The organism is Streptomyces sp. NPDC004788 (assembly GCF_053601115.1).
The window spans coordinates 1-18,701 of sequence record NZ_JBSGBF010000002.1 but is presented as its reverse complement, the minus strand read 5'-3'; the positions used below and the strand labels follow the sequence as shown (position 1 = coordinate 18,701).

Annotated in this window: 17 protein-coding genes; 8 read left to right on the top strand and 9 right to left on the bottom strand. The window is 75.3% G+C overall.

The features are described 5' to 3' along the window. Positions 1 to 67: 67 nt before the first annotated feature. Entirely contained in the window at positions 68 to 862 is a 795-nt protein-coding gene (locus ACWEJX_RS01195) for an SAM-dependent methyltransferase (protein ID WP_451605473.1), read from the bottom strand. An 11-nt stretch (positions 863 to 873) separates the two neighbouring features. After that, positions 874 to 2,106: an ROK family protein gene (locus ACWEJX_RS01190; protein WP_451605472.1), complete on the bottom strand. Its 1,233-nt coding sequence runs from the start codon at positions 2,104 to 2,106 to the stop codon at positions 874 to 876. Between the two features lie 403 nt (positions 2,107 to 2,509). Between ACWEJX_RS01190 and ACWEJX_RS01185 the strand changes: the two genes are divergently transcribed. The 3 genes from ACWEJX_RS01185 to ACWEJX_RS01175 all read left to right on the top strand — a co-directional run bounded on the left by ACWEJX_RS01185 (position 2,510) and on the right by ACWEJX_RS01175 (position 5,671). Continuing rightward, positions 2,510 to 3,388 (top strand): glycosyltransferase family 2 protein, encoded by an 879-nt coding sequence (locus ACWEJX_RS01185; protein WP_451605471.1) that lies wholly within the window; start codon positions 2,510 to 2,512, stop codon positions 3,386 to 3,388. 221 nt (positions 3,389 to 3,609) lie between these two features. Further along, positions 3,610 to 4,830, top strand: coding sequence for an MFS transporter (locus tag ACWEJX_RS01180; RefSeq protein WP_451605470.1), 1,221 nt, complete (start codon positions 3,610 to 3,612; stop codon positions 4,828 to 4,830). Between the two features lie 91 nt (positions 4,831 to 4,921). Then, on the top strand, positions 4,922 to 5,671 hold the full coding sequence (locus tag ACWEJX_RS01175; RefSeq protein WP_451605639.1) for a maleylpyruvate isomerase family mycothiol-dependent enzyme: 750 nt from the start codon (positions 4,922 to 4,924) through the stop codon (positions 5,669 to 5,671). A gap of 168 nt (positions 5,672 to 5,839) precedes the next feature. Here ACWEJX_RS01175 and ACWEJX_RS01170 read toward each other — a convergent pair whose 3' ends face one another. The 3 genes from ACWEJX_RS01170 to ACWEJX_RS01160 all read right to left on the bottom strand — a co-directional run bounded on the left by ACWEJX_RS01170 (position 5,840) and on the right by ACWEJX_RS01160 (position 8,703). Further along, positions 5,840 to 6,511, bottom strand: coding sequence for a response regulator (locus ACWEJX_RS01170; protein WP_451605638.1), 672 nt, complete (start codon positions 6,509 to 6,511; stop codon positions 5,840 to 5,842). Between the two features lie 23 nt (positions 6,512 to 6,534). Beyond that, positions 6,535 to 7,836 (bottom strand): sensor histidine kinase, encoded by a 1,302-nt coding sequence (locus ACWEJX_RS01165; RefSeq protein WP_451605469.1) that lies wholly within the window; start codon positions 7,834 to 7,836, stop codon positions 6,535 to 6,537. 162 nt (positions 7,837 to 7,998) lie between these two features. Further along, positions 7,999 to 8,703, bottom strand: coding sequence for a TetR/AcrR family transcriptional regulator (locus tag ACWEJX_RS01160; RefSeq protein ID WP_451605468.1), 705 nt, complete (start codon positions 8,701 to 8,703; stop codon positions 7,999 to 8,001). A gap of 149 nt (positions 8,704 to 8,852) precedes the next feature. Here ACWEJX_RS01160 and ACWEJX_RS01155 point away from each other — a divergent pair, with 149 nt between their 5' ends. Further along, positions 8,853 to 9,347 (top strand): nitroreductase family deazaflavin-dependent oxidoreductase, encoded by a 495-nt coding sequence (locus tag ACWEJX_RS01155; protein WP_451605467.1) that lies wholly within the window; start codon positions 8,853 to 8,855, stop codon positions 9,345 to 9,347. 93 nt (positions 9,348 to 9,440) lie between these two features. Here ACWEJX_RS01155 and ACWEJX_RS01150 read toward each other — a convergent pair whose 3' ends face one another. Next, positions 9,441 to 10,802, bottom strand: a complete 1,362-nt coding sequence (locus tag ACWEJX_RS01150) for a geranylgeranyl reductase family protein (RefSeq protein ID WP_451605466.1) — start codon at positions 10,800 to 10,802, stop codon at positions 9,441 to 9,443. A gap of 177 nt (positions 10,803 to 10,979) precedes the next feature. Between ACWEJX_RS01150 and ACWEJX_RS01145 the strand changes: the two genes are divergently transcribed. The 3 genes from ACWEJX_RS01145 (at position 10,980) to ACWEJX_RS01135 (ending at position 13,766) form a co-directional block, all read left to right on the top strand. Then, entirely contained in the window at positions 10,980 to 12,347 is a 1,368-nt protein-coding gene (locus ACWEJX_RS01145) for a M20/M25/M40 family metallo-hydrolase (protein ID WP_451605465.1), read from the top strand. A gap of 93 nt (positions 12,348 to 12,440) precedes the next feature. Then, positions 12,441 to 13,148: an MBL fold metallo-hydrolase gene (locus tag ACWEJX_RS01140; RefSeq protein ID WP_451605464.1), complete on the top strand. Its 708-nt coding sequence runs from the start codon at positions 12,441 to 12,443 to the stop codon at positions 13,146 to 13,148. A 39-nt stretch (positions 13,149 to 13,187) separates the two neighbouring features. Then, entirely contained in the window at positions 13,188 to 13,766 is a 579-nt protein-coding gene (locus ACWEJX_RS01135) for a hypothetical protein (protein ID WP_451605463.1), read from the top strand. 140 nt (positions 13,767 to 13,906) lie between these two features. Here ACWEJX_RS01135 and ACWEJX_RS01130 read toward each other — a convergent pair whose 3' ends face one another. Both ACWEJX_RS01130 and ACWEJX_RS01125 read right to left on the bottom strand, forming a co-directional pair. Continuing rightward, complete coding sequence (locus ACWEJX_RS01130) at positions 13,907 to 14,998, bottom strand: NUDIX hydrolase (protein WP_451605462.1); 1,092 nt, start codon at positions 14,996 to 14,998, stop codon at positions 13,907 to 13,909. Between the two features lie 188 nt (positions 14,999 to 15,186). Then, entirely contained in the window at positions 15,187 to 16,131 is a 945-nt protein-coding gene (locus ACWEJX_RS01125; protein WP_451605461.1) for an ROK family protein, read from the bottom strand. A 192-nt stretch (positions 16,132 to 16,323) separates the two neighbouring features. On the opposite strand from ACWEJX_RS01125, the gene ACWEJX_RS01120 reads away from it, so the two are divergent. After that, positions 16,324 to 17,361: a LacI family DNA-binding transcriptional regulator gene (locus ACWEJX_RS01120; RefSeq protein ID WP_451605637.1), complete on the top strand. Its 1,038-nt coding sequence runs from the start codon at positions 16,324 to 16,326 to the stop codon at positions 17,359 to 17,361. 101 nt (positions 17,362 to 17,462) lie between these two features. Here ACWEJX_RS01120 and ACWEJX_RS01115 read toward each other — a convergent pair whose 3' ends face one another. Further along, positions 17,463 to 18,230 (bottom strand): hypothetical protein, encoded by a 768-nt coding sequence (locus ACWEJX_RS01115; protein ID WP_451605460.1) that lies wholly within the window; start codon positions 18,228 to 18,230, stop codon positions 17,463 to 17,465. Positions 18,231 to 18,701: the final 471 nt, after the last annotated feature.

Sequence of the window (18,701 nt, the reverse complement as noted above, 5' to 3'; positions counted from 1 at the left end):
GGGGTCACGGTAGGGCCGGCTCGGCTCCGTGAGAATCGAATTTCGCGACGGACGCGCGGGGCTGCGCTCAGTCGACCGGGACCAGGGTCAGATAGGCGATGCCGAGGATCGAGCGGTAGCCGAGCCAGGCGGCGCGCTGGCGGTCCACCCGGGCGCGGGTCTCGGGGGCGAGGGGGTGGTCGGGGTGGGCGGCGAGCCAGAGTTCGGCGGCGTGGCGGTAGCCGGACTCGAACTCCTCCCACTCCTCCAGGGTCGCCGTCTCCACCCAGGCCGGGCGGAATCCCTCCTCGATCGCGAGGTCGACGAGGGCGTCGAGCGGGAGGTGGTCGCCGGCCCGGGCGCCGGGCCACATCCGGGCGAGCTCGCTGTCGGTCGGGGTGCGCTCCCAGAAGCCCTCGCCGAGCAGTACGCGGCCGCCGGGCCGTACCAGCCTGCGCAGCTCGCGCAATGCGGCGCCCGGGTCGTGCGGCTGATCGGGGTCGAGCAGGGCGTGGCTGGAGCCGATGCACAGGACGGTGTCGGCGGGGCCACGGCCGGTGCCGCGCGCGGACTCCTCGGCGTACTCGACGCGTCCGGCCAGGCCCCGCTCGGTGGCGAGGCGCCGGCCGAGGGCGAGGTCGGCGCTGTTGATGTCGATGCCGACGCCGAGGGCGCCGGGGACGGCGGCCAGGACGCGCAGCAGGAACTCGCCCCAGCCGCAGCCGATGTCCAGGACCGTGCCGGGCGCGGCGGCCGCCAGGCGCTCGACGATCCGGGCGGCCCGGGCCTCGGAGAGCGGGCCGTGGAAGGTGAGTCCGGTGCCGAGCGGCGGCGGGCCGTCGGTGCGGGCGCTGTTCGGCGGATGATGGTCAACGTGGGTCACGGGAACGGACCCTAGTCGGCGTGCGTCGCTCCGCCCAGCGCTTTGAGGGGGTCGTCCAGGACCGGCTGCCAGGCGAGTTCGGCCGCGCCGACCAGGCTGTTGTGGTCGAGGGTGCAGGGCAGGATCGGTACGCCGCCGCTGCGGCCCCACAGGCTGCGGTCGGCGACCACGGCGCGCAGCCGGTTCGGGTCGGCGGCCAGGAGTTCGCGGTGCAGGCCGCCGAGGATGATCCGGTCGGGGTTGAGGATGTTGACGAGCCCGGCCAGGCCGAGGCCGAGCCGGTCGATCAACTCCTCGGTGGCGGCCCGTACTTCCGGCTCGTCGAGGTGGTCGCGCAGCAGGTCGCGGGCCTGCTGGAGGAGCGAGATCTCGGGTCCGGGAGCGCGGCCGGCGACGGTGAGGAAGGCGAGCGGGTCGGTCTCGACGTCGAGGCAGCCACGGGAGCCGCAGTGGCAGGGCCGGCCCTCCGGGTTGACGGTGAGATGGCCGACCTCGAGCGCGAGGCCCGAACTGCCGGTGTGCAGGCGCCCGTCGAGGACGAGCGCGCCGCCGACTCCGCGGTGCCCGGTGGCGACGCACAGCAGGTCCCGGGCGCCCCGGCCGGCGCCGTGGCGGTGCTCGGCGAGGGCGGCGAGGTTCACGTCGTTGCCGGTGAAGGCGGGGCCCTCGATGCCGGCGGCGCGTACCTGCTCGGCGAAGATCTCCCGTACCGGCGCACCAGCCGGCCAGGCCAGGTGGAGCGGGTTGAGGGCGGTGCCCTCCGGTTCGGCCACCGCGGAGGGCGCGGCCAGCCCCGCGCCGACGCAGCGGCGTCCACTGGCCCTGAGCAGCGCGGCCCCGGCCTCGACGACGGCCCCGAGCACCTGGGCCGGGTCCTCGGAGACGGTGACGCAGCCGGGCGCGGTGGCCACGATGGTGCCGCCGAGTCCGACGAGCGCGGCCCGGAAGCCGTCGGCGTGGACCTGGGCGGCGAGCGCCACGGGGCCGTTCTCGGCCACCGTGAGGCGGTGCGAGGGGCGGCCCTGGGAACCGGCTGCGGCCCCCGGGTTTGAGTCGACGCGGATGAGGCCGAGCGCCTCCAGCTCGGCGGCGACGGCTCCGGCGGTGGCCCGGGTGACACCGAGTTCGGCGGTGAGCACGGCGCGCGTCGGTGCCCTGCCCGTGTGCACCAGCTCGAGGGCGGGTCCGAGCGCGCTGCGCCCTCTGTCCAGCCGTGTCCGGGTCGTCGTCGCCTTGCCGTTCATGCTGGCGAGTCTCCCATGATCGCCCCACCCGGGTCCCCCGCCACCCGCCATTGGCCGGGTCCCGCCCCTGCCCGGGACGGAGACGAACGGGGCCGCGCGGCGCGTTCCCTCCAGGTGCACGGTTCCGGTCACCTGGCCGCCGGCATCGCGGCCCGGAGGTGTTGGACGGCGGAGATCCCGTAGATGAGATCCCGGACACAGCATCCCGGATACGAAATCCGGGATAAACGATCTCGGATACGAAATCCAGGAGGCGGGATCCCGGATACGAAATCCAGGAGGCCGGATCCCGGATACGTGATCCGGGAGGCGGGATCCCGGATACGTGATCGCGGACACGGAGTCCGGGAGACTGGATCCGGGATACGAAATCCCGGGGAGACGGCAACGAACGGAGTGGGCTGTGGCACGACCGCGGGTGGGTGTGGCGGTGCTGACGATGGGCACGCGACCGAAGGAGCTGCGGGCGCTGCTCGACTCCGTCGCCATGCAGGACGAGCCGCCGGCCCGCGTGGTCGTGGTCGGCAACGGCGCCGGGTCGCTCGCCGAGCTCCCGGACGGCGTCCACGGGGTCGAGCTGCCGGAGAACCGCGGGGTGTCGGGTGGCCGGAACGTGGCCATCGAGACGCTCCGGGCGTTCGGTGACGTGGACGTGCTCGTGGACCTGGACGACGACGGGCTGCTCGTCGACGAGGACGTGTTCCGCCGGCTCGCCGACCTGTACGAGGCGGAGCCGGCGCTCGGCATCGTCTCCTTCCGCATCGCCGACGAGAACGGCGAGACCCAGCGCCGGCACGTGCCCCGGCTCGGCGCGAAGGACCCGATGCGCGGCGGCGAGGTGACCACGTTCCTCGGCGGCGGCCACGGCCTGTCGATGCGGATGCTCGACGAGGTCGGCGGCTGGCCGGAGGAGTTCTTCTTCACGCACGAGGAGACCGACCTCGCCTGGCGGGCCCTCGACGCCGGATGGACCGTCCGGTACGAGCCGGGCCTGCTCCTCCAGCACCCGAAGACCAGCCCGGCCCGGCACGCCGTCTACTACCGGATGACCGCGCGCAACCGCGTGTGGCTAGCCAAGCGGAACCTGCCGGCCCCGCTCGTCCCCGTCTACCTGGGCGTCTGGACCCTGCTCACCCTGGCCCGCACCCGCTCGGCGCCGGGCCTGCGCGCCTGGTTCGCCGGCTTCGCGGAGGGCGTGCGCCGGCCGGGCGGCGCACGGCGCCCGATGCGTTGGGCGACGGTCTGGCGGATGAGTCGCCTCGGCCGCCCGCCGGTCATCTGAACGATCCTCCGGCTTACGCACTCCGGTCTCCGAACAGCGAAGGTGGTCGTGCCCCGACGGGCACGGCCACCTTCGCCGTTTCCGGGACGACGGCGGGACGACGACGGGACCACGACCGGACCACGACGGGACCACGACGGGAGCACGACGCGGCACCGACGGGACACCGACCGCGCGGGCCCGGCTTGTATCCAGCCCCGGGCCACCCCTATCCTGACTTTGTGCCGCTACTAAACAAAGTCCAGCTGCCCGTATCGGGGGGATCCCGCGGAGACACCGCGCCCCTCCCCCTGACCCGCCTCCGCTCCGCCCTGACCCTCTTCTTCGCCCTCGACGGCTTCCTCTTCGCCGGCTGGGTGGTCCGCATCCCGGCCATCAAGCAGCAGACCGGCGCGTCCGCCGGCGACCTCGGCCTCGCGCTCCTGGGCGTGTCCGCCGGAGCCGTCGTCACCATGACGCTCACCGGCCGGCTCTGCCGCCGCTACGGCAGCCACCCGGTGACCGTCGCCACCGCCGTCCTGATGTCGCTCTCCCTCGCCCTGCCGCCGCTCACCCGCTCCCCGCTGGCGCTCGGCCTGGTCCTGCTGCTCTTCGGCGCCGCGTACGGAGGCATCAACGTCGCCATGAACAGCGCGGCCGTCGACCTCGTCGCCGCGCTGCGCAGGCCCGTGATGCCGAGCTTCCACGCGGCCTTCAGCCTCGGCGGCATGCTGGGCGCCGGACTCGGCGGGCTGGTCGCCGGGAGCCTGTCGCCCACCGCGCACCTGCTCGGCCTGACGTTCGCGGGGCTGCTGCTGACCGCCGCGGCCGGGCCCGTACTGCTCCGCCACCCCTCCCCCGCCCCGCCCGAGTCGCTGCCCGCGCGTACGGACGCAGGACGGCCTTCCGGGTCCCGTCGCGCGGTCCTCGTTTTCGGGGTGATCGCGCTGTGCACGGCGTACGGGGAGGGCGCGCTGGCCGACTGGGGCGCCCTGCACCTGGCGCAGGACCTGCGGGCGCACCCGGGGGTGGCGGCGGCCGGGTACTCCCTCTTCGCCCTCGCCATGACGGCCGGCCGGCTCTCCGGCACGGCGCTGCTCGAACGGCTCGGGCAGACCCGCACCCTGGTCGCGGGCGGGCTCACCGCCGCCGCGGGCATGCTGCTCGGGGCGCTCGCGCCGACCGTCTGGGCCGCGCTCCTCGGCTTCGCCGTGACCGGGCTCGGCCTGGCCAACATCTTCCCCGTCGCCGTCGCCCGCGCGGGCGCCCTCGCCGGACCCGGCGGTGTCGCCGCCGCCTCGACGCTCGGCTACGGCGGGATGCTGCTCGGGCCGCCGGCCATCGGCTTCCTCGCCGACTGGTTCTCGCTGCCGGCGGCGCTCACGACGGTCGCGGTGCTGGCCGCCGGAGCCGCCGTCATGGGGTACGCCTCCCGCGGGGCCCGGGTGCCCGCCGTCGGCTGACGGGTGCCCGCCGTCGGCTGACAGGCGCGCGCCGCCCCGGAGTTCGAGCCGCGGAGGGCTCCTCACGGCCATAATCCGCATCATGGACAATCTGAGCATCGACCGGCACATCGACGCGCTCGACGCGGCGGGCAAGGCCCTCGTGGCGGCCGCCGCCGCGGCCGGGCCCGACGCGGAGGTCCGGACCTGCCCCGGCTGGCGGGTCCGCGATCTGCTGCGGCACACCACGACGGTCCACCGCTGGGCCACCGCCCTCGTCGCCGAGCGCCGCACCGAGGGCGGGCCGGCCGCCGCCGAGACCGACCTCGACGGCGACGCGCTCCTCTCCTACGTCCGCGAGGGGCATGAGCGGCTCGTCGACACGCTGCGCTCGGCCCCCACCGACCTGGAGTGCTGGACCTTCCTGCCGGCGCCGTCACCGCTCGCGTTCTGGGCGCGGCGCCAGGCGCACGAGACGACGGTGCACCGGGCGGACGCCGAGTCGGCGCTCGTGGGCGAGCCGGGTTTCGGGCCGGTGGACCCGGCGGTCGCCGCCGACGGCATCGACGAACTCCTGCGCGCCTTCCACGCGCGCGACCGCAGCCGGGTGCGTACGGCGGAGCCGCGCACCCTGCGCGTACGGGCCACGGACACCGGCGACGTGTGGACCGTACGGCTGTCGCCGGAGGCGCCGCGGACGGAGACGACCGCCGACGGGCCGGCCGACTGCGAGCTGAGCGGGCCCGCCGACCGGCTCTACCTGACGCTGTGGAACCGGCTGCCGCAGGACGCGGTGACCGTGGCCGGGGACGCGTCGCTCGCCCGGCTGTGGCGGGACGAGTCGGCCATCACCTGGTCGTAGGGCGGAAGTCGCGCGAGTCGCGGAGGTCCCGGCCCATCAGCCGAGCCGGCCAGGACCGGACCGGCCTCGTAAGCCGAGCCGGCCGGGACCGGACCGGCCTGGTCAACCGAGCCAGCCCGGACCGGACCCGGCCCATCAGCCGAGCCGGCGAGGACCGGACCGAGCCCGTCAGCCGAGCCAGCCGGGGCGGACCAGGCCCGACTCGTAGGCGAGGACGACGAGTTGGGCCCGGTCGCGGGCGCCGAGCTTGACCATCGTGCGGCTCACATGGGTCTTGGCGGTGAGCGGGCTGACGACGAGACGGCGTGCGATCTCCTCGTTGGACAGGCCGAGGCCGACGAGGGCCATCACCTCCCGCTCCCGGTCGGTGAGCGGGGAGAGCGACGCGGCCGCCCCGCCGGCCGGCGGCCGGGAGCGGGCCGCGAACTCCTCGATGAGCCGGCGGGTCACGCCGGGCGAGAGCAGCGCGTCGCCGGCCACCACCGCCCGTACGGCGCGCAGGAGTTCGTCGGGTTCGGTGTCCTTGACGAGGAAGCCCGAGGCACCGGAGCGGATGGCCTCGAAGACGTACTCGTCGAGTTCGAAGGTGGTCAGCATGACCACCTTCACCGCGCCGAGCTCCGGGTCGGCGGTGATCAGGCGGGTGGCGGCGAGGCCGTCCCGGCGCGGCATGCGGATGTCCATCAGGACGACGTCCGGGCGCAGTTCGCGCACCCGCGCCACCGCCTCCTCGCCGTCGGCGGCCTCGCCCGCCACCTCGATGTCCGGCTGGGCGTCGAGGAGGGCGCGGAAGCCCGCCCGTACGAGCGACTGGTCGTCGGCCAGCAGGACGCTGATCACGGGGCTCGCGGGGTTCACGGAGCTCACGGGGACTCCTCGGGGCGGAGCGGCAGGCTTGCGTGCACCCGGAAGCCGCCGTCGGGCCGGGTGCCCGCCTCGATGGTGCCGCCGAGGGCCGCGGCCCGTTCCCGCATGCCGGCGAGTCCGTGGCCGCTGCCTCCGGCGTCGTCGCCGGTGGCCGGGCCCTCGTCGTCGATCCGCAGGTCGAGCGCGGCCGGTCCGTAGCCGACGACGACCCGTGCGGTGCGCGAACCGGAGTGGCGCACCACGTTCGTCAGTGCCTCCTGGACGATCCGGAAGGCGGCGAGTTCGGTACCGGGCGGGAGCCGGCGGCGCCGGCCCTCGGTCCCGGTCGTCACGGTGAGTCCGGCGGCCGCGGCCTGCTCGACGAGTTCGGGGAGCCGGTCGAGGCCGGGCGCGGGGGCGCGGGGCGCGTCACCGGGGGCGCGGAGGGTTTCGAGCACCTGCCGCACCTCGCCGAGCGCCTCCTTGCTGGCCGCCTTGATGGTGGTGAGGGCGGTACGGGCCTGGCCCGGGTCCGAGTCGAGGAGGGCGAGGCCGACGCCGGCCTGCACGTTGATCACGGAGAGGGAGTGGGCGAGGACGTCGTGCAGCTCGCGGGCGATCCGCAGCCGTTCCTCGTCCGCCCGGCGCCGCTCGGCGGCGGCCCGCTCGGCGCGCTCCTTCGCCCACTGCTCGCGGCGGACGCGGACGAGTTCGGCGGCGGCGAGGATCGCCACCACGAAGGCGGCGGCCGGGAGTTCCTGGCCCCAGGGGGCGGGGCCGTCGCCGTCGGGCGGCAGATAGCGGTACAACCAGTGGGCCAGGAGCAGGTGCCCCGCCCAAAGGCCGCCGAGCGCCCACCAGGCGGCGTGCCGGTGCCCGTGCACGACGGCGGCGAAGCAGGCGACCGCGACGACGACGAAGACCGGGCCGTACGGGTATCCCGCGGCCAGGTACGCCAGCGTCACCGCCGACACGCCGAACACCACCGGGACGGGCCGGCGGTGACGCAGCAGCAGCGCGGCCGCGTCGAGCACGAGCAGCGTCCGGCCGAGCGCGTCGAGCGCGACCCGGTCGGGCTGGTTGTGGGCGGCGAACCCGGAGCCGACGAGCACGAAGACGGCCACCGCGACGGTCGACGGCCACGGCAGCCCGCCGCGCCGCTCGTACCTCCGCCGCTCCCAGCGCCCGCCGCGCCGCTCGTGACCGCGCCGCTCCCAGCGCCCGCCGCGACGGCGCCCGGGCCTGCGGCGCCACGGCCCGTACTCGTCCGGCGGCCCGGGGCTGCCGGGGGCCGGGGTGCGGGTCGGCTGTTCGTCCATGCGGCCACGCTAGACCGGGGCGGGGCGCGGTGGCGTCAGCCGGGCGGGGTGGTCACCCGTACTCCACGGGGAGTACGGGGGGTGGGAGTACGGCTCCGAGGGCGCGGGTACGGGAGAGGTGGCCGCCGAAGGGACGGCGCCCGCGACGGCGCCCGGGCGCCATCACGGCTTGGGCAGCAGCCCGACCTCGCGGCCGAGGCGTTCCGCGGCGGTCGCGAAGAACGTGTCGCGGTCCTCGATGACGTTGTTGAACTGGCCGAACAGCTCGAAGGAGATCAGCCCGAACAGCTCGGCCCAGGCGCAGACGAGGGCGATGGCGAGGGCCGGGGGGAGGTCGGGGGCGAGGTCGGCGGCGAGGCGCTCGGCCTCGGGGCGGAGGCCGGCCGGGAGCGGGGGCGGGGCGATGCCCTTGTCGTGGTAGGCGGCGCGGGCGATGGAGACGAGGACGAGTCCGCCGCGGGCGGCGTGGTCGACGGTGTCCCGGGGTGCGGTGTAGCCGGGCACCGGAGAGCCGTAGATGAGGGCGTATTCGTGGGGGTTCTCGACGGCCCAGGCCCGGATCGCGCGGCAGACGGCGGTCCAGCGGGCGAGGTGGGCGTGCGGGTCGGCGGCCTCGGCGGTGGCGTGGGCCCGTTCGGCGGCGGCGCCGACGGCGTCGTAGGCGTCGATGATCAGCGCGGTGAGGAGGTCGTCGCGACTGGGGAAGTAGCGGTAGAGCGCGGAGGAGACCATGCCCAGCTCGCGGGCGACGGCGCGCAGGGAGAGCTTGGCGGCGCCCTCGGCGGCGAGCTGGCGGCGGGCCTCGTCCTTGATGGCGGCGGTGATCTCGATCCGGGCGCGGGCACGGGCTCCTTGAACGGCGGTCATGGAGAGCAGTCTGCCATGTTTCGGAGCAGCGCACTGAAACGAGAGCACCGCTCTTGCTTGAGAGCGCCGATCCGTGCACACTGTTCTCAAGCGAGAGCAGTGCTCACACTTCGGAGCAACGCTCACCCTTTACGCCCAGGAGGCTCCCGATGTCCGCTCAGCCCGCGCAGCCCGCCCAGCCCTCCGCCCACGTCATCAAGCCCGGCTGGTTCACGGTCAACGTCTTCAACCGCACCGTCGCCTGGCTGACCCGCCGCGGGTTCAGCGTCTGGGGCTCCCGGGTCCTCGCCGTGCGCGGCCGCAAGAGCGGCGAATGGCGCCGCACCCCCGTCAACCTGCTGACGGTGGACGGCGCCCAGTACCTGGTGGCCCCGCGCGGCCACGTCCAGTGGACCCACAACATGCGGGCCGCGGGCGGCGGCGAGCTGCACCTCGGCAAGCACGCGCAGCCCTTCACCGCCCTGGAGGTCGCGGACGACGACAAGCCGGTGATCCTCCGCGCGTACCTCAAGCGCTGGAAGGCCGAGGTCGGGGTGTTCTTCCAGGGCGTCGGGCCCGACTCCACCGACGAGCAGCTGCGCGCCATCGCGCCCAGGCACCCCGTCTTCCGCATCACCACGACCACCGCCGCCGCGAACGCGTGAGAGGGCGGTGCGGACCCGGTCCGCACCGCCCTCTCACCCGGGACCGGGGCCGCTCGGGCCCGCCCCGTACTGCTCACCCCGCCCCCGTACCGCTCAGGGAGTCTCGACGTCCCCGGCCTCGCCGGCGCCGTCGGCCTCGTCCTTGCGCGGGGTGACGCCCCGCCCCGCGGGACCGACGCCCGCCGAGGTGTCGATGCGGCGGTCGAGCATGTCGAGCGCGCGGTGCGCGAAGCCGTTGCCGCGCACAAGGCCGGCCAGTGTCGTCGAACCGCGCGTGATGTCCGAGAACGCCCGCCAGGCCGGCCGCAGCCCCGTGATCGCCGCGTGCAGCAGCCCCGGACGGCGCTCGAACACCGCGAGCATCCGGCGCCCGACGGCCATCTCCACGCCGAGCCCGGCCTTGATGGCGAAGGCGTAGTTGAGCGCCTGCCGGCGCGTGTCCACGGCGTCGCCGGCCTCGGCGATCCGGACGGCCCACTCGCCCGCGAGCCGGCCCGAGCGCAGCGCGAACGAGATGCCCTCGCGGGTCCACGGTTCGAGCAGACCGGCCGCGTCGCCGCAGACCAGGACGCGGCCGCGGGAGAGCGGCGAGTCGTCGGTGCGGCAGCGGGTCAGATGGCCGGAGGAGATCGCCGGTTCGAAGCCCGCGAGGCCGAGCCGGGCGACGAAGTCCTCCAGATAGCGCTTGGTGGCGGCGCCCTCGCCGCGCGCCGAGATGACGCCGACGGTGAGCGTGTCGCCCTTGGGGAAGACCCAGCCGTAACTGCCCGGCAGCGGGCCCCAGTCGATGAGGACGCGGCCCTTCCAGTCCTCGGCCACCGACGCGGGCACCGGGATCTCGGCCTCCAGGCCGAGGTCGACCTGGCCGAGCTTGACGCCGACGTGCGCGCCTATCCGGCTGGCGCTGCCGTCGGCGCCGACGACGGCGCGAGCGAGGACGGTCTCGCCGTCGGCGAGGACGACGGCGACCGTGCGGCGGTCGGGCACGGCCGGGCCGTGCTGCTCGACCCGGCTCACGGTGACACCGGTGCGCAGCTCGGCGCCCGCCTTCTGGGCGTGCTCGACGAGCTGGGCGTCGAACTCGGGCCGGTTGATGAGCCCGAAGAGCATGCGCCGGGAGCGGCGGGTGCGGGAGAAGCGGCCGTTGTGCTGGAAGGTGACGGCGTGCACGCGGTCCTGCAGGGGCAGCTCGAAACCGGGCGGGAGCGCGTCACGGGACGGGCCGATGATGCCGCCGCCGCAGGTCTTGTAACGGGGCAGCTCGGCCTTCTCCAGGAGCAGCACCCGGCGTCCGGCGACCGCCGCCGCGTAGGCCGCGGAGGCGCCGGCCGGTCCGGCGCCGACCACCACCACGTCCCACACCTGCTGCCCCTCGGCCGGACCGTCCGGGCCGTTCGCCCCGGCTTCGGCCACGCCGTCCTCCGCCGCTCCGGCGTCTGCGTTCTCGCTGCTCACGATGTGCTTCTGCTCCTGATCCGACCGGTGGTTCCTGCTGTGATCGCATCCTACGGCTCGGTAGCTCCGGAGCGGGGCCCGGCCGTGTCGCCCTGCGCCGTAGGATCGGCCGTGCGTTCGCCGTACATCCGACACGGCGCCGTTCTGACAACGTCGCACCCACCAGGAGCGTGCCCCATGACCTCGAATCCGATCGCCGAGACCGTCGCGTCCCTGATGCCCCGCGCCAAGGCGGAGCTGACGGAGCTGGTGGCCTTCCACTCGGTGGCGGACGAGGCCGTCGCGCCGCGCAGCGAGTGCGAGGCCGCGGCGAACTGGGTGGCGGACGCGCTGCGCGCGGAGGACTTCCAGGACGTGGCGCTGCTCGACACGCCGGACGGTTCGCAGTCGGTGTACGGCGTGCTGCCCGGCCCGGCCGGTGCGCCGACCGTCCTTCTCTACGCGCACTACGACGTGCAGCCGATGCTGGTCGAGGCGGCGTGGGTGACCCCGCCGTTCCAGCTGACCGAGCGGGAGGACGGCCGCTGGTACGGGCGCGGTGCGGCCGACTGCAAGGGCGGCTTCATCATGCACCTGCTCGCGCTGCGCGCCCTGAAGGCGAACGGCGGGGTGCCGGTCACGGTCAAGATGATCGTGGAGGGCTCGGAGGAGCAGGGCACGGGCGGCCTGGAGCGGTACGCGGAGGCGCACCCCGAGCTGCTCACGGCGGACGCGATCGTGATCGGCGACGCGGGCAACTTCCGGGTGGGCCTGCCGACGGTGACGGCGACGCTGCGCGGCATGACGATGATCCGGGTGACGGTCGACACGCTGCAGGGCAACCTGCACTCGGGGCAGTTCGGCGGCGCCGCTCCGGACGCGCTCGCCGCGCTGATCCGGGTCCTGGACTCGCTTCGGGCCGAGGACGGTTCGACCGTCATCGACGGGCTGCCGGCGGACGCGGTGTGGGAGGGCCTGCAGTACCCGGAGGCCGACTTCCGGAAGGACGCGAAGGTGCTCGACGGGGTCGACCTGCCGGGCAACGGCACGGTCGCCGACCGCATCTGGGCGCGCCCGGCCGTGACGGTCATCGGCATCGACGCGCACCCGGTGGCGGGCGCGACGCCGTCGATCCCGGCCACGGCCCGCGCGCAGATCAGCCTGCGGGTGCCGCCCGGCCAGGACGCGGCGAAGGCGACGGAGCTGCTGTACGCGCACATCGAGAAGCACACGCCGTGGAACGCCCGGGTGAGCTTCGAGCAGGTGGGCCAGGGCCAGGCGTTCCAGGCGGACACGTCCAGCCCGGCGTACACCTCGATGGCCGAGGCGATGCGGATCGCGTACCCGGGCGAGGAGATGCAGACGGCCGGCATGGGCGGCTCGATCCCGCTCTGCAACACGCTGGCCGCGCTCTACCCGGAGTCGGAGATCCTGCTGATCGGGCTGAGCGAGCCGGAGGCACAGATCCACGCGGTGAACGAGTCGGTGTCGCCGCAGGAGCTGGAGCGGCTGTCGGTCGCGGAGGCGCACTTCCTGGTGAACTACGCGCGTTCGAAGCAGGGTTGATCGCGCCGACCGGACGACGGTCACGCTCTGGGCGGAACTCGCCCAGAGCGTAGACCGCTCCGGCAGGCGGGTCCGGCGCCGTACGTTCGCGGCATGGACCTCGTGGAGATCACTCCCCGCCTGCACATGCTGCGCTTCTCCGTCGGACAGGCGTACCTGTGGCGGGACGACACGGAACTGACCCTGATCGACGCCGGCTGGGCCGGTTCGGCGCAGGAGGTGGAGACGGCGCTGCGCGGCGCGGGCCTCGACCCCGCCCGGATCCGCCGGATCGTGCTCACGCACTGCCACCGCGACCACGTGGGCGCGGCACAGGAGCTCGCGGACCGCTTCGGCGCGGAGATCCTCGCGCACCCGCTGGACGCTCCGGTCATCCGTGGCGAACACCCCGTCCCCGAGCCGGACTTGCTCGACTGGGAACGACCCCTCTTCGAGCACGGCCTGACCACGCCGGAGGCCCCGCCGACCCGGGTGGACCGGGAGGTGTCCGACGGCGAGGAGCTGGGCTTCGGCGACGGCGCGGTGGCGGTGCACACACCGGGGCACACCCCCGGCTCGATCGCGGTCCATCTGCCGCGCCACGGCGTGCTGTTCAGCGGCGACACGGTGGCCTCGATCCCGGACGTCATGTTCGGGGTCTTCCACGTGAACCGTGCCGAGGCGCTTGTCTCGATGCGCCGGCTCGCGGAACTGCGCCCGTCGGTGCTGTGCTGCGGTCACGGCGAGCCGGTGACGGAGGACACGGCGGAGCGGTTGGCCAAGGCGGCGGCCCAGGGCGACCCGGGAACCGCCGGGGTGTGATCGACGTCCTCCCCCGTCGGACGGTCGACAGGGGGGTTCATGACGGGCGAGATCACATCCGGTGGTTCGGGCGACCCGGTGCGGGCACGGCGGCTGCGTCGGGCCGGGATCGGCGGCGGAGTGGTCGGCGGGCTTCTCGGCTGCGTGTTCATGCTGGTGGAGGGGTTCGGTACGGGCCTCGGCTGGTGGCTCGGGGCGCCGTCCGCGGTCTTCGGCGTCGTCGCCGGCACGGTGGTGGGGGCGAGGCAGGGCCGGGAGGACCGGGCCCACAAGGACGCCCTGGAGCCCAACGAGACGGTGCTCAACGCCTATCCGGTGTGGCCGGCTCCGGCGCCCGCCTGGAGCGGCCGCCGCGGCGGCGACCAGGCCGCGCCCCTGCAGCTGCACACCACCACCCGGCACCTCCAGCTCTGGGAGGGCACGACGCTGGTGTGGGCGCACGGCTGGGGCACGGTCCGGTGGGAAGCGGACGGGTCCGTGCTGCGCGTGCTGCACGGCGGGACGGAGATCGCCCGGCTGGAGGGGCCGGGGGGCGCCCCGGAGCTACCGCGGAACTTCTGCCAAGTGGCCGACCGGATCGCCGCCCGCTTCGGGCGGCGCCCGGGTCCGCCGGCCTGATCCGCCGACCTGGTCCGGCGGCCAGATCCGGCGGCGCGGTCCGTTGACCTGATCCGCCGACCTGATCCGGTGGCCCGGTCCGTTGACCTGATCCGCCGGCGTGGTCCGTCGGCCGATGGGCCGTGGACCGATGGCGCGGGTCAGCCCACCGGCACGCCCGCCTCCAGGTTGAGCACCGTGCCGCGTTCGCGCGCCCTGAGGGCCCAGCGGAGGCGGTGGTAGCGGACGGGCGGGAGGAGGTCGGCGGCCTCCTGTTCGGTGACGAAGCGCCAGCCGCGGAGTTCGGCGCCGGGCAGGAGGAGACGGGCCGCGTCGGCGGTGCGGAGGAGGCCGCCGTCGAAGAGGAGGCGGAGGCCGCCGTAACCCGGCGGCTGGGGGCGTTCCCAGTCGACGAGGAGGAGGCGGGGTACGGCTTCGAGGTGGAGGCCGATCTCCTCGGCGACCTCGCGCATGCCGGCCCGGGCGGGCGCTTCGCCCTGTTCGACGACGCCGCCCGGGAACTCCCAGCCGGGCTTGTAGGTGGGGTCGACGAGCAGGAAGCGGTCGTGCTCGTCGAAGAGCAGGACGCCGGCGGCCAGGGTCTCGCCGGTGGGCTCGGGCGTCTGGACGATGCCGCAGGGCGCGGCATGGCCGGCGGTGACGGCGTCGGCGACGGCGCGGGCGGTCTCGGCGGCCGTACGGGCGGAGTTGTCGACGGCGTAGGCGTCGGCGGCGAGCCAGCCGGCGAGGGCGGTGCGGTACGGCTCGATGTGGTCGAGACACCAGCGGCGCACCCGGGCGGCGGCGTCCGCCGCGCTCTCCCCCGAGCCGGGGCGTGGCACGGCGTCGGCGTCCGCGGGCGCCGACGCGTCGTGGGCGGCGCGGCTGTCGATGCGGTCGCGCAGGATCGTTTCGTCGGGAGTGAGCACGACGTGCCGCACCTGGATGCGACGGGCCGCGAGGCCGCCGAAGATCTCGTCCCGGTACTCCTGCCGGAGCAGCGTCATCGGGACGACCAGGACTCCGCCGACCTCGGCGAGCAGCGCGGCCGCGGTGTCCACGACCAGGCGGCGCCAGATCGGCAGGTCCTGGAAGTCGGTCACCTCCGCGAGACGTTTCTGCGGGAGCAGCAGGCGCAGGGCGCCGCCGGTGGACTCAGGGTCGTACAGCGTGCTGTTCGGGATCAGATCGACCAGTTCGCGCGCGGTGCTGGTCTTCCCCGCGCCGAACGCACCGTTGATCCAGACGATCACGATTCCCCCTCTGCGGTTGCCCCTGTGGGGTTGCCCCCTGTGGCTTGCCCGCACCACCCTGCCACGGAAACCCCCGGGGGCGGGCGGGGCGAACCGGCGCACGCGGGAGCGTCGGCGGAGGCGGTACGCGGCCGGACGCGCGCCCCTCAGGCGCCCCGCGTCCGGTGGCGTCCGCACCGTCGGCGCCGTCAGCTCCGTACCGGATCCCCCGCCCCGCGGCCGGCGGCGGCCGCGCCGAGCAGCCCGGCGTCGGTGCCGGTCAGCGCGGGGACGACGGTCAGGTCCCGGACGAAGGAGAGCGTGGCGTACGAGCGGAGGTTGCGGCGCAGCGGGGCGAAGAGGACCTCGCCGGCGCCCGCCACTCCCCCGCCGACGACCGCGATGTCGATCTCGACGAGGGAGGCGGTGGCGGCGATTCCGGCGGCGAGGGCCTGGGCGGCGCGTTCGAAGGAGGCGACGGCCACCGGGTCGCCCGCGCGGGCGGCGGCGGCCACCGCCGCTGCGGAGGTGTCGCCGTCGGGACCGGGGCGCCAGCCGTGGTCCAGGGCGCGGCGGGCGACGTACGGCCCGCTGGCGATGCGTTCGACGCAGCCGCGTCCGCCGCAGGCGCACGGGTCGCCGTCCAGGTCCACGCTGATGTGGCCGATGTGACCGGCGTTGCCGGTGGGGCCGGGGTGGACCCGCCCGTCGAGGACGAGGCCGCCGCCGACACCCGTGGACACGACGAGGCACAGCGCGTTGTCGTGGCCGCGCGCGGCGCCCAGCCAGTGCTCGGCGGCGGTCATGGCGACGCCGTCGCCGACGAGCGTGACGGGCAGTCCACCCGTGGCCCGCCGCACCCGCTCGACCAGCGGGAAGTCGCGCCAGCCGGGCACGTTGACCGGGCTGACGGTGCCGTTCGACGCGTCGACCGGGCCCGCGCTGCCGATGCCGACGGCACCGGCCGAGGCCCACTCCGGGGCCGCGGCCAGCTCCCCGAGAACGTCCGCCACCGCCCGCATCACCGTCTCGCCGTCCTCCTGCGCGGGCGTCGCCCGGCGGGCGCGGACGTGCACACGGCCCTCGGCGTCGACCAGCGCTCCGGCGATCTTGGTGCCGCCGATGTCGAGAGCGACGACGAGGTCAGTGCGCATGGGGCTCCGGGTCTCCGTGGGGCGGTGGGTGCGGCCTACAGTCTTCCGCACCAGTCTTCCCCGCTCTGACAACGTTGTCCAGGGCCTATGCTCGACAGCGACGAGATCGACATCCGCGCTGCGGCGTCGGTCCGGCAGCACCACGACCGCGCACCGACCCCGCACCGACGCATGACGGAGGAACCGCACACCGTGGCCGACATCGCCCGCCGCCCAGAGCACCGTTACGGCAATCGGCCCACGATGAAGGACGTCGCCGCCCGGGCGGGCGTCGGGCTCAAGACCGTCTCCCGGGTCGTCAACGGCGAGCCGGGCGTCACCCCCGACACCGAGCACCGGGTCCAGGAGGCCATCGAAGCGCTCGGCTTCCGTCGCAACGACAGCGCGCGGGTGCTCCGCAAGGGCCGCACCGCGTCGGTCGGCCTCGTCCTGGAGGACCTGGCCGATCCCTTCTACGGTCCGCTCAGCCGCGCCGTCGAGGAGGTCGCCAGGGCGCACGGCGCGCTGCTCATCAACGGTTCCAGCGCGGAGGACCCGGACCGGGAGCGAGAGCTGGCGCTCGCGCTGTGCGCGCGGCGCGTGGACGGACTGATCGTCATCCCGGCGGGCACCGACCACCGTTACCTGGAGCCGGAGATCCGCGCGGGCGTCGCCACCGTCTTCGTGGACCGCCCGGCGGGCCGCATCGACGCCGACGTCGTCCTGTCCGACAGCTTCGGTGGCGCCCGGGCGGGCGTGGCGCACCTGATCGCCCACGGTCACCGCCGCATCGGCTTCATCGGCGACCGGCCCCGCATCCACACGGCGACCGAGCGGCTGCGCGGCTACCGCGCCGCCATGGAGGAGGCCGGTCTCGACGTGGCCGAGGAGTGGGTGTCCCTCGGCACGACTGCCCCGGAGCGCGTGGCCGACGCGGTCGAGGCGCTGCTTTCCGGCCCGGAGCCGGTCACCGCGGTCTTCGCCGGCAACAACCGGGTCACCGTCACCGCCGTACGGGTCCTCGCCGGGCGCGAACGCCCCGTCGCCCTCGTCGGCTTCGACGACATCGAGCTCGCCGACCTTCTCGGCATCACGGTCATCGCCCAGGACGCGGCGGCCCTCGGCCGCACGGCGGCGGAACGCCTCTTCCGGCGCCTCGACGGCGCGGCCGAGGCGCCGGTGACGGTGGTCCTGGGGACGCGGCTGATCGCCCGCGGGTCGGGCGAGATCGCGCCACCGGCCGAGCGCTGACCCGACGGGCCGGCCCCTGCCCAGGGCTCCTCCTGCCGGGCTCGGGAGCCGGAATCGCCGCGCCCTCGACGGCCGTTCACCTCCTGTGGCGGCACGGGCGGCTAGCAGATGCGCAGTCCGTCGACCGGGCCTCCGGCCCCGCCGCCGCTCAGGTGCAGGACGCTGACGTACACGTTCGTGTTGCCGTCGTCGTCATCGGTCCTCGCCCACCAGCGGCTGCTGCGGCCCCCGTACGTCTCCGAGTGGTCCAGGTCCACCTGGCAGTAGAACAGCTGCGGCCCGGGCGCCACGGTGCCCATCTCGCCGCCGTCGTAGCGGGTGCTCGTCGCCGTCGACACCACCTGGCAGATCGACGAGGACCCGGAGGCGGTGCAGCCGCCGCTCGTCGCGGGCGGCGGGGGCGCGGCGGTGGTCGGGGCGGCGGTCGTGGTCTTGACGCCGGGGGTGCGGGCGGTGGCGCCGCCCGTCCGGGTGCTCGGCTCCGTACCGGAGGAACCGGGGGTGCCGCCCTCGTCGGAGGGTCGCCCCGAGGGTGTGCCGGCCGTGGCCGAACCGGCGTCGCCGGGGCGGCTGCTGTCGGCGGGGCCGGGGGTCTTGGTGGCGGTGGGACCGGCGGTGCCCGCCGGGTCGTCGAGCACCCGCCCCGGTTCGTCGCTCGCCGTACCGCCGGGCCGCTGCCCGCCGTCGGCCACCTGGTCGCCGGCCGTCCGGTCCATCAGCCCGTAGGTGACGCCTCCACCGACCAGTACCACCCCGGCCGCCACGGCCGCCGCGACGAGGCCGCGCCGCTTGGGACGAGCGGCGCTCCGTGCGGCCGCGCGCCCGGCGGCCCTGCCCGGCGCGGCCCCACGGCCTCCGTCGACGCCCACGGGCGCCAGGCCGGAGGCGTCGCCCGGCTGAACTTCCGCGGCCGGGGCGGTGCCCGATACCGGCGCCGCCTGCCCAGTCCCATAACCGGCTCCGTACCCGCCGTACGAGCCGGGCTCAACGCCCGGCGCCCCCGGTGCACCGGCAGGCGCACCGGCCCCCGCGGCCACCGCGGACGCTGCCGCCGCCCCGTACTCCCCGCCATAGCCGCTCATCGCCGGACCACCCGGACCGGCCGGACCGCCCGGGCCCGCCGCGCCCCCGGAACCGGGCGCGTACGGCCCAGCCCCACCTGGCGTACCGAATTCCACCGCCGCCGCACCCGCAGGCGGCCCGAAACCGCCGCGGGGTTGTTCCCCCGGCCCGTACGACACCCCGCCGTCCGCCGCCCCCACCGGCGGCCCGAAGCCTCCGCCCGGCGCACCGCCCGGCGCGGCCTCCGTCACCGCGGCCACCAGCCGCGCCGCCTCCGC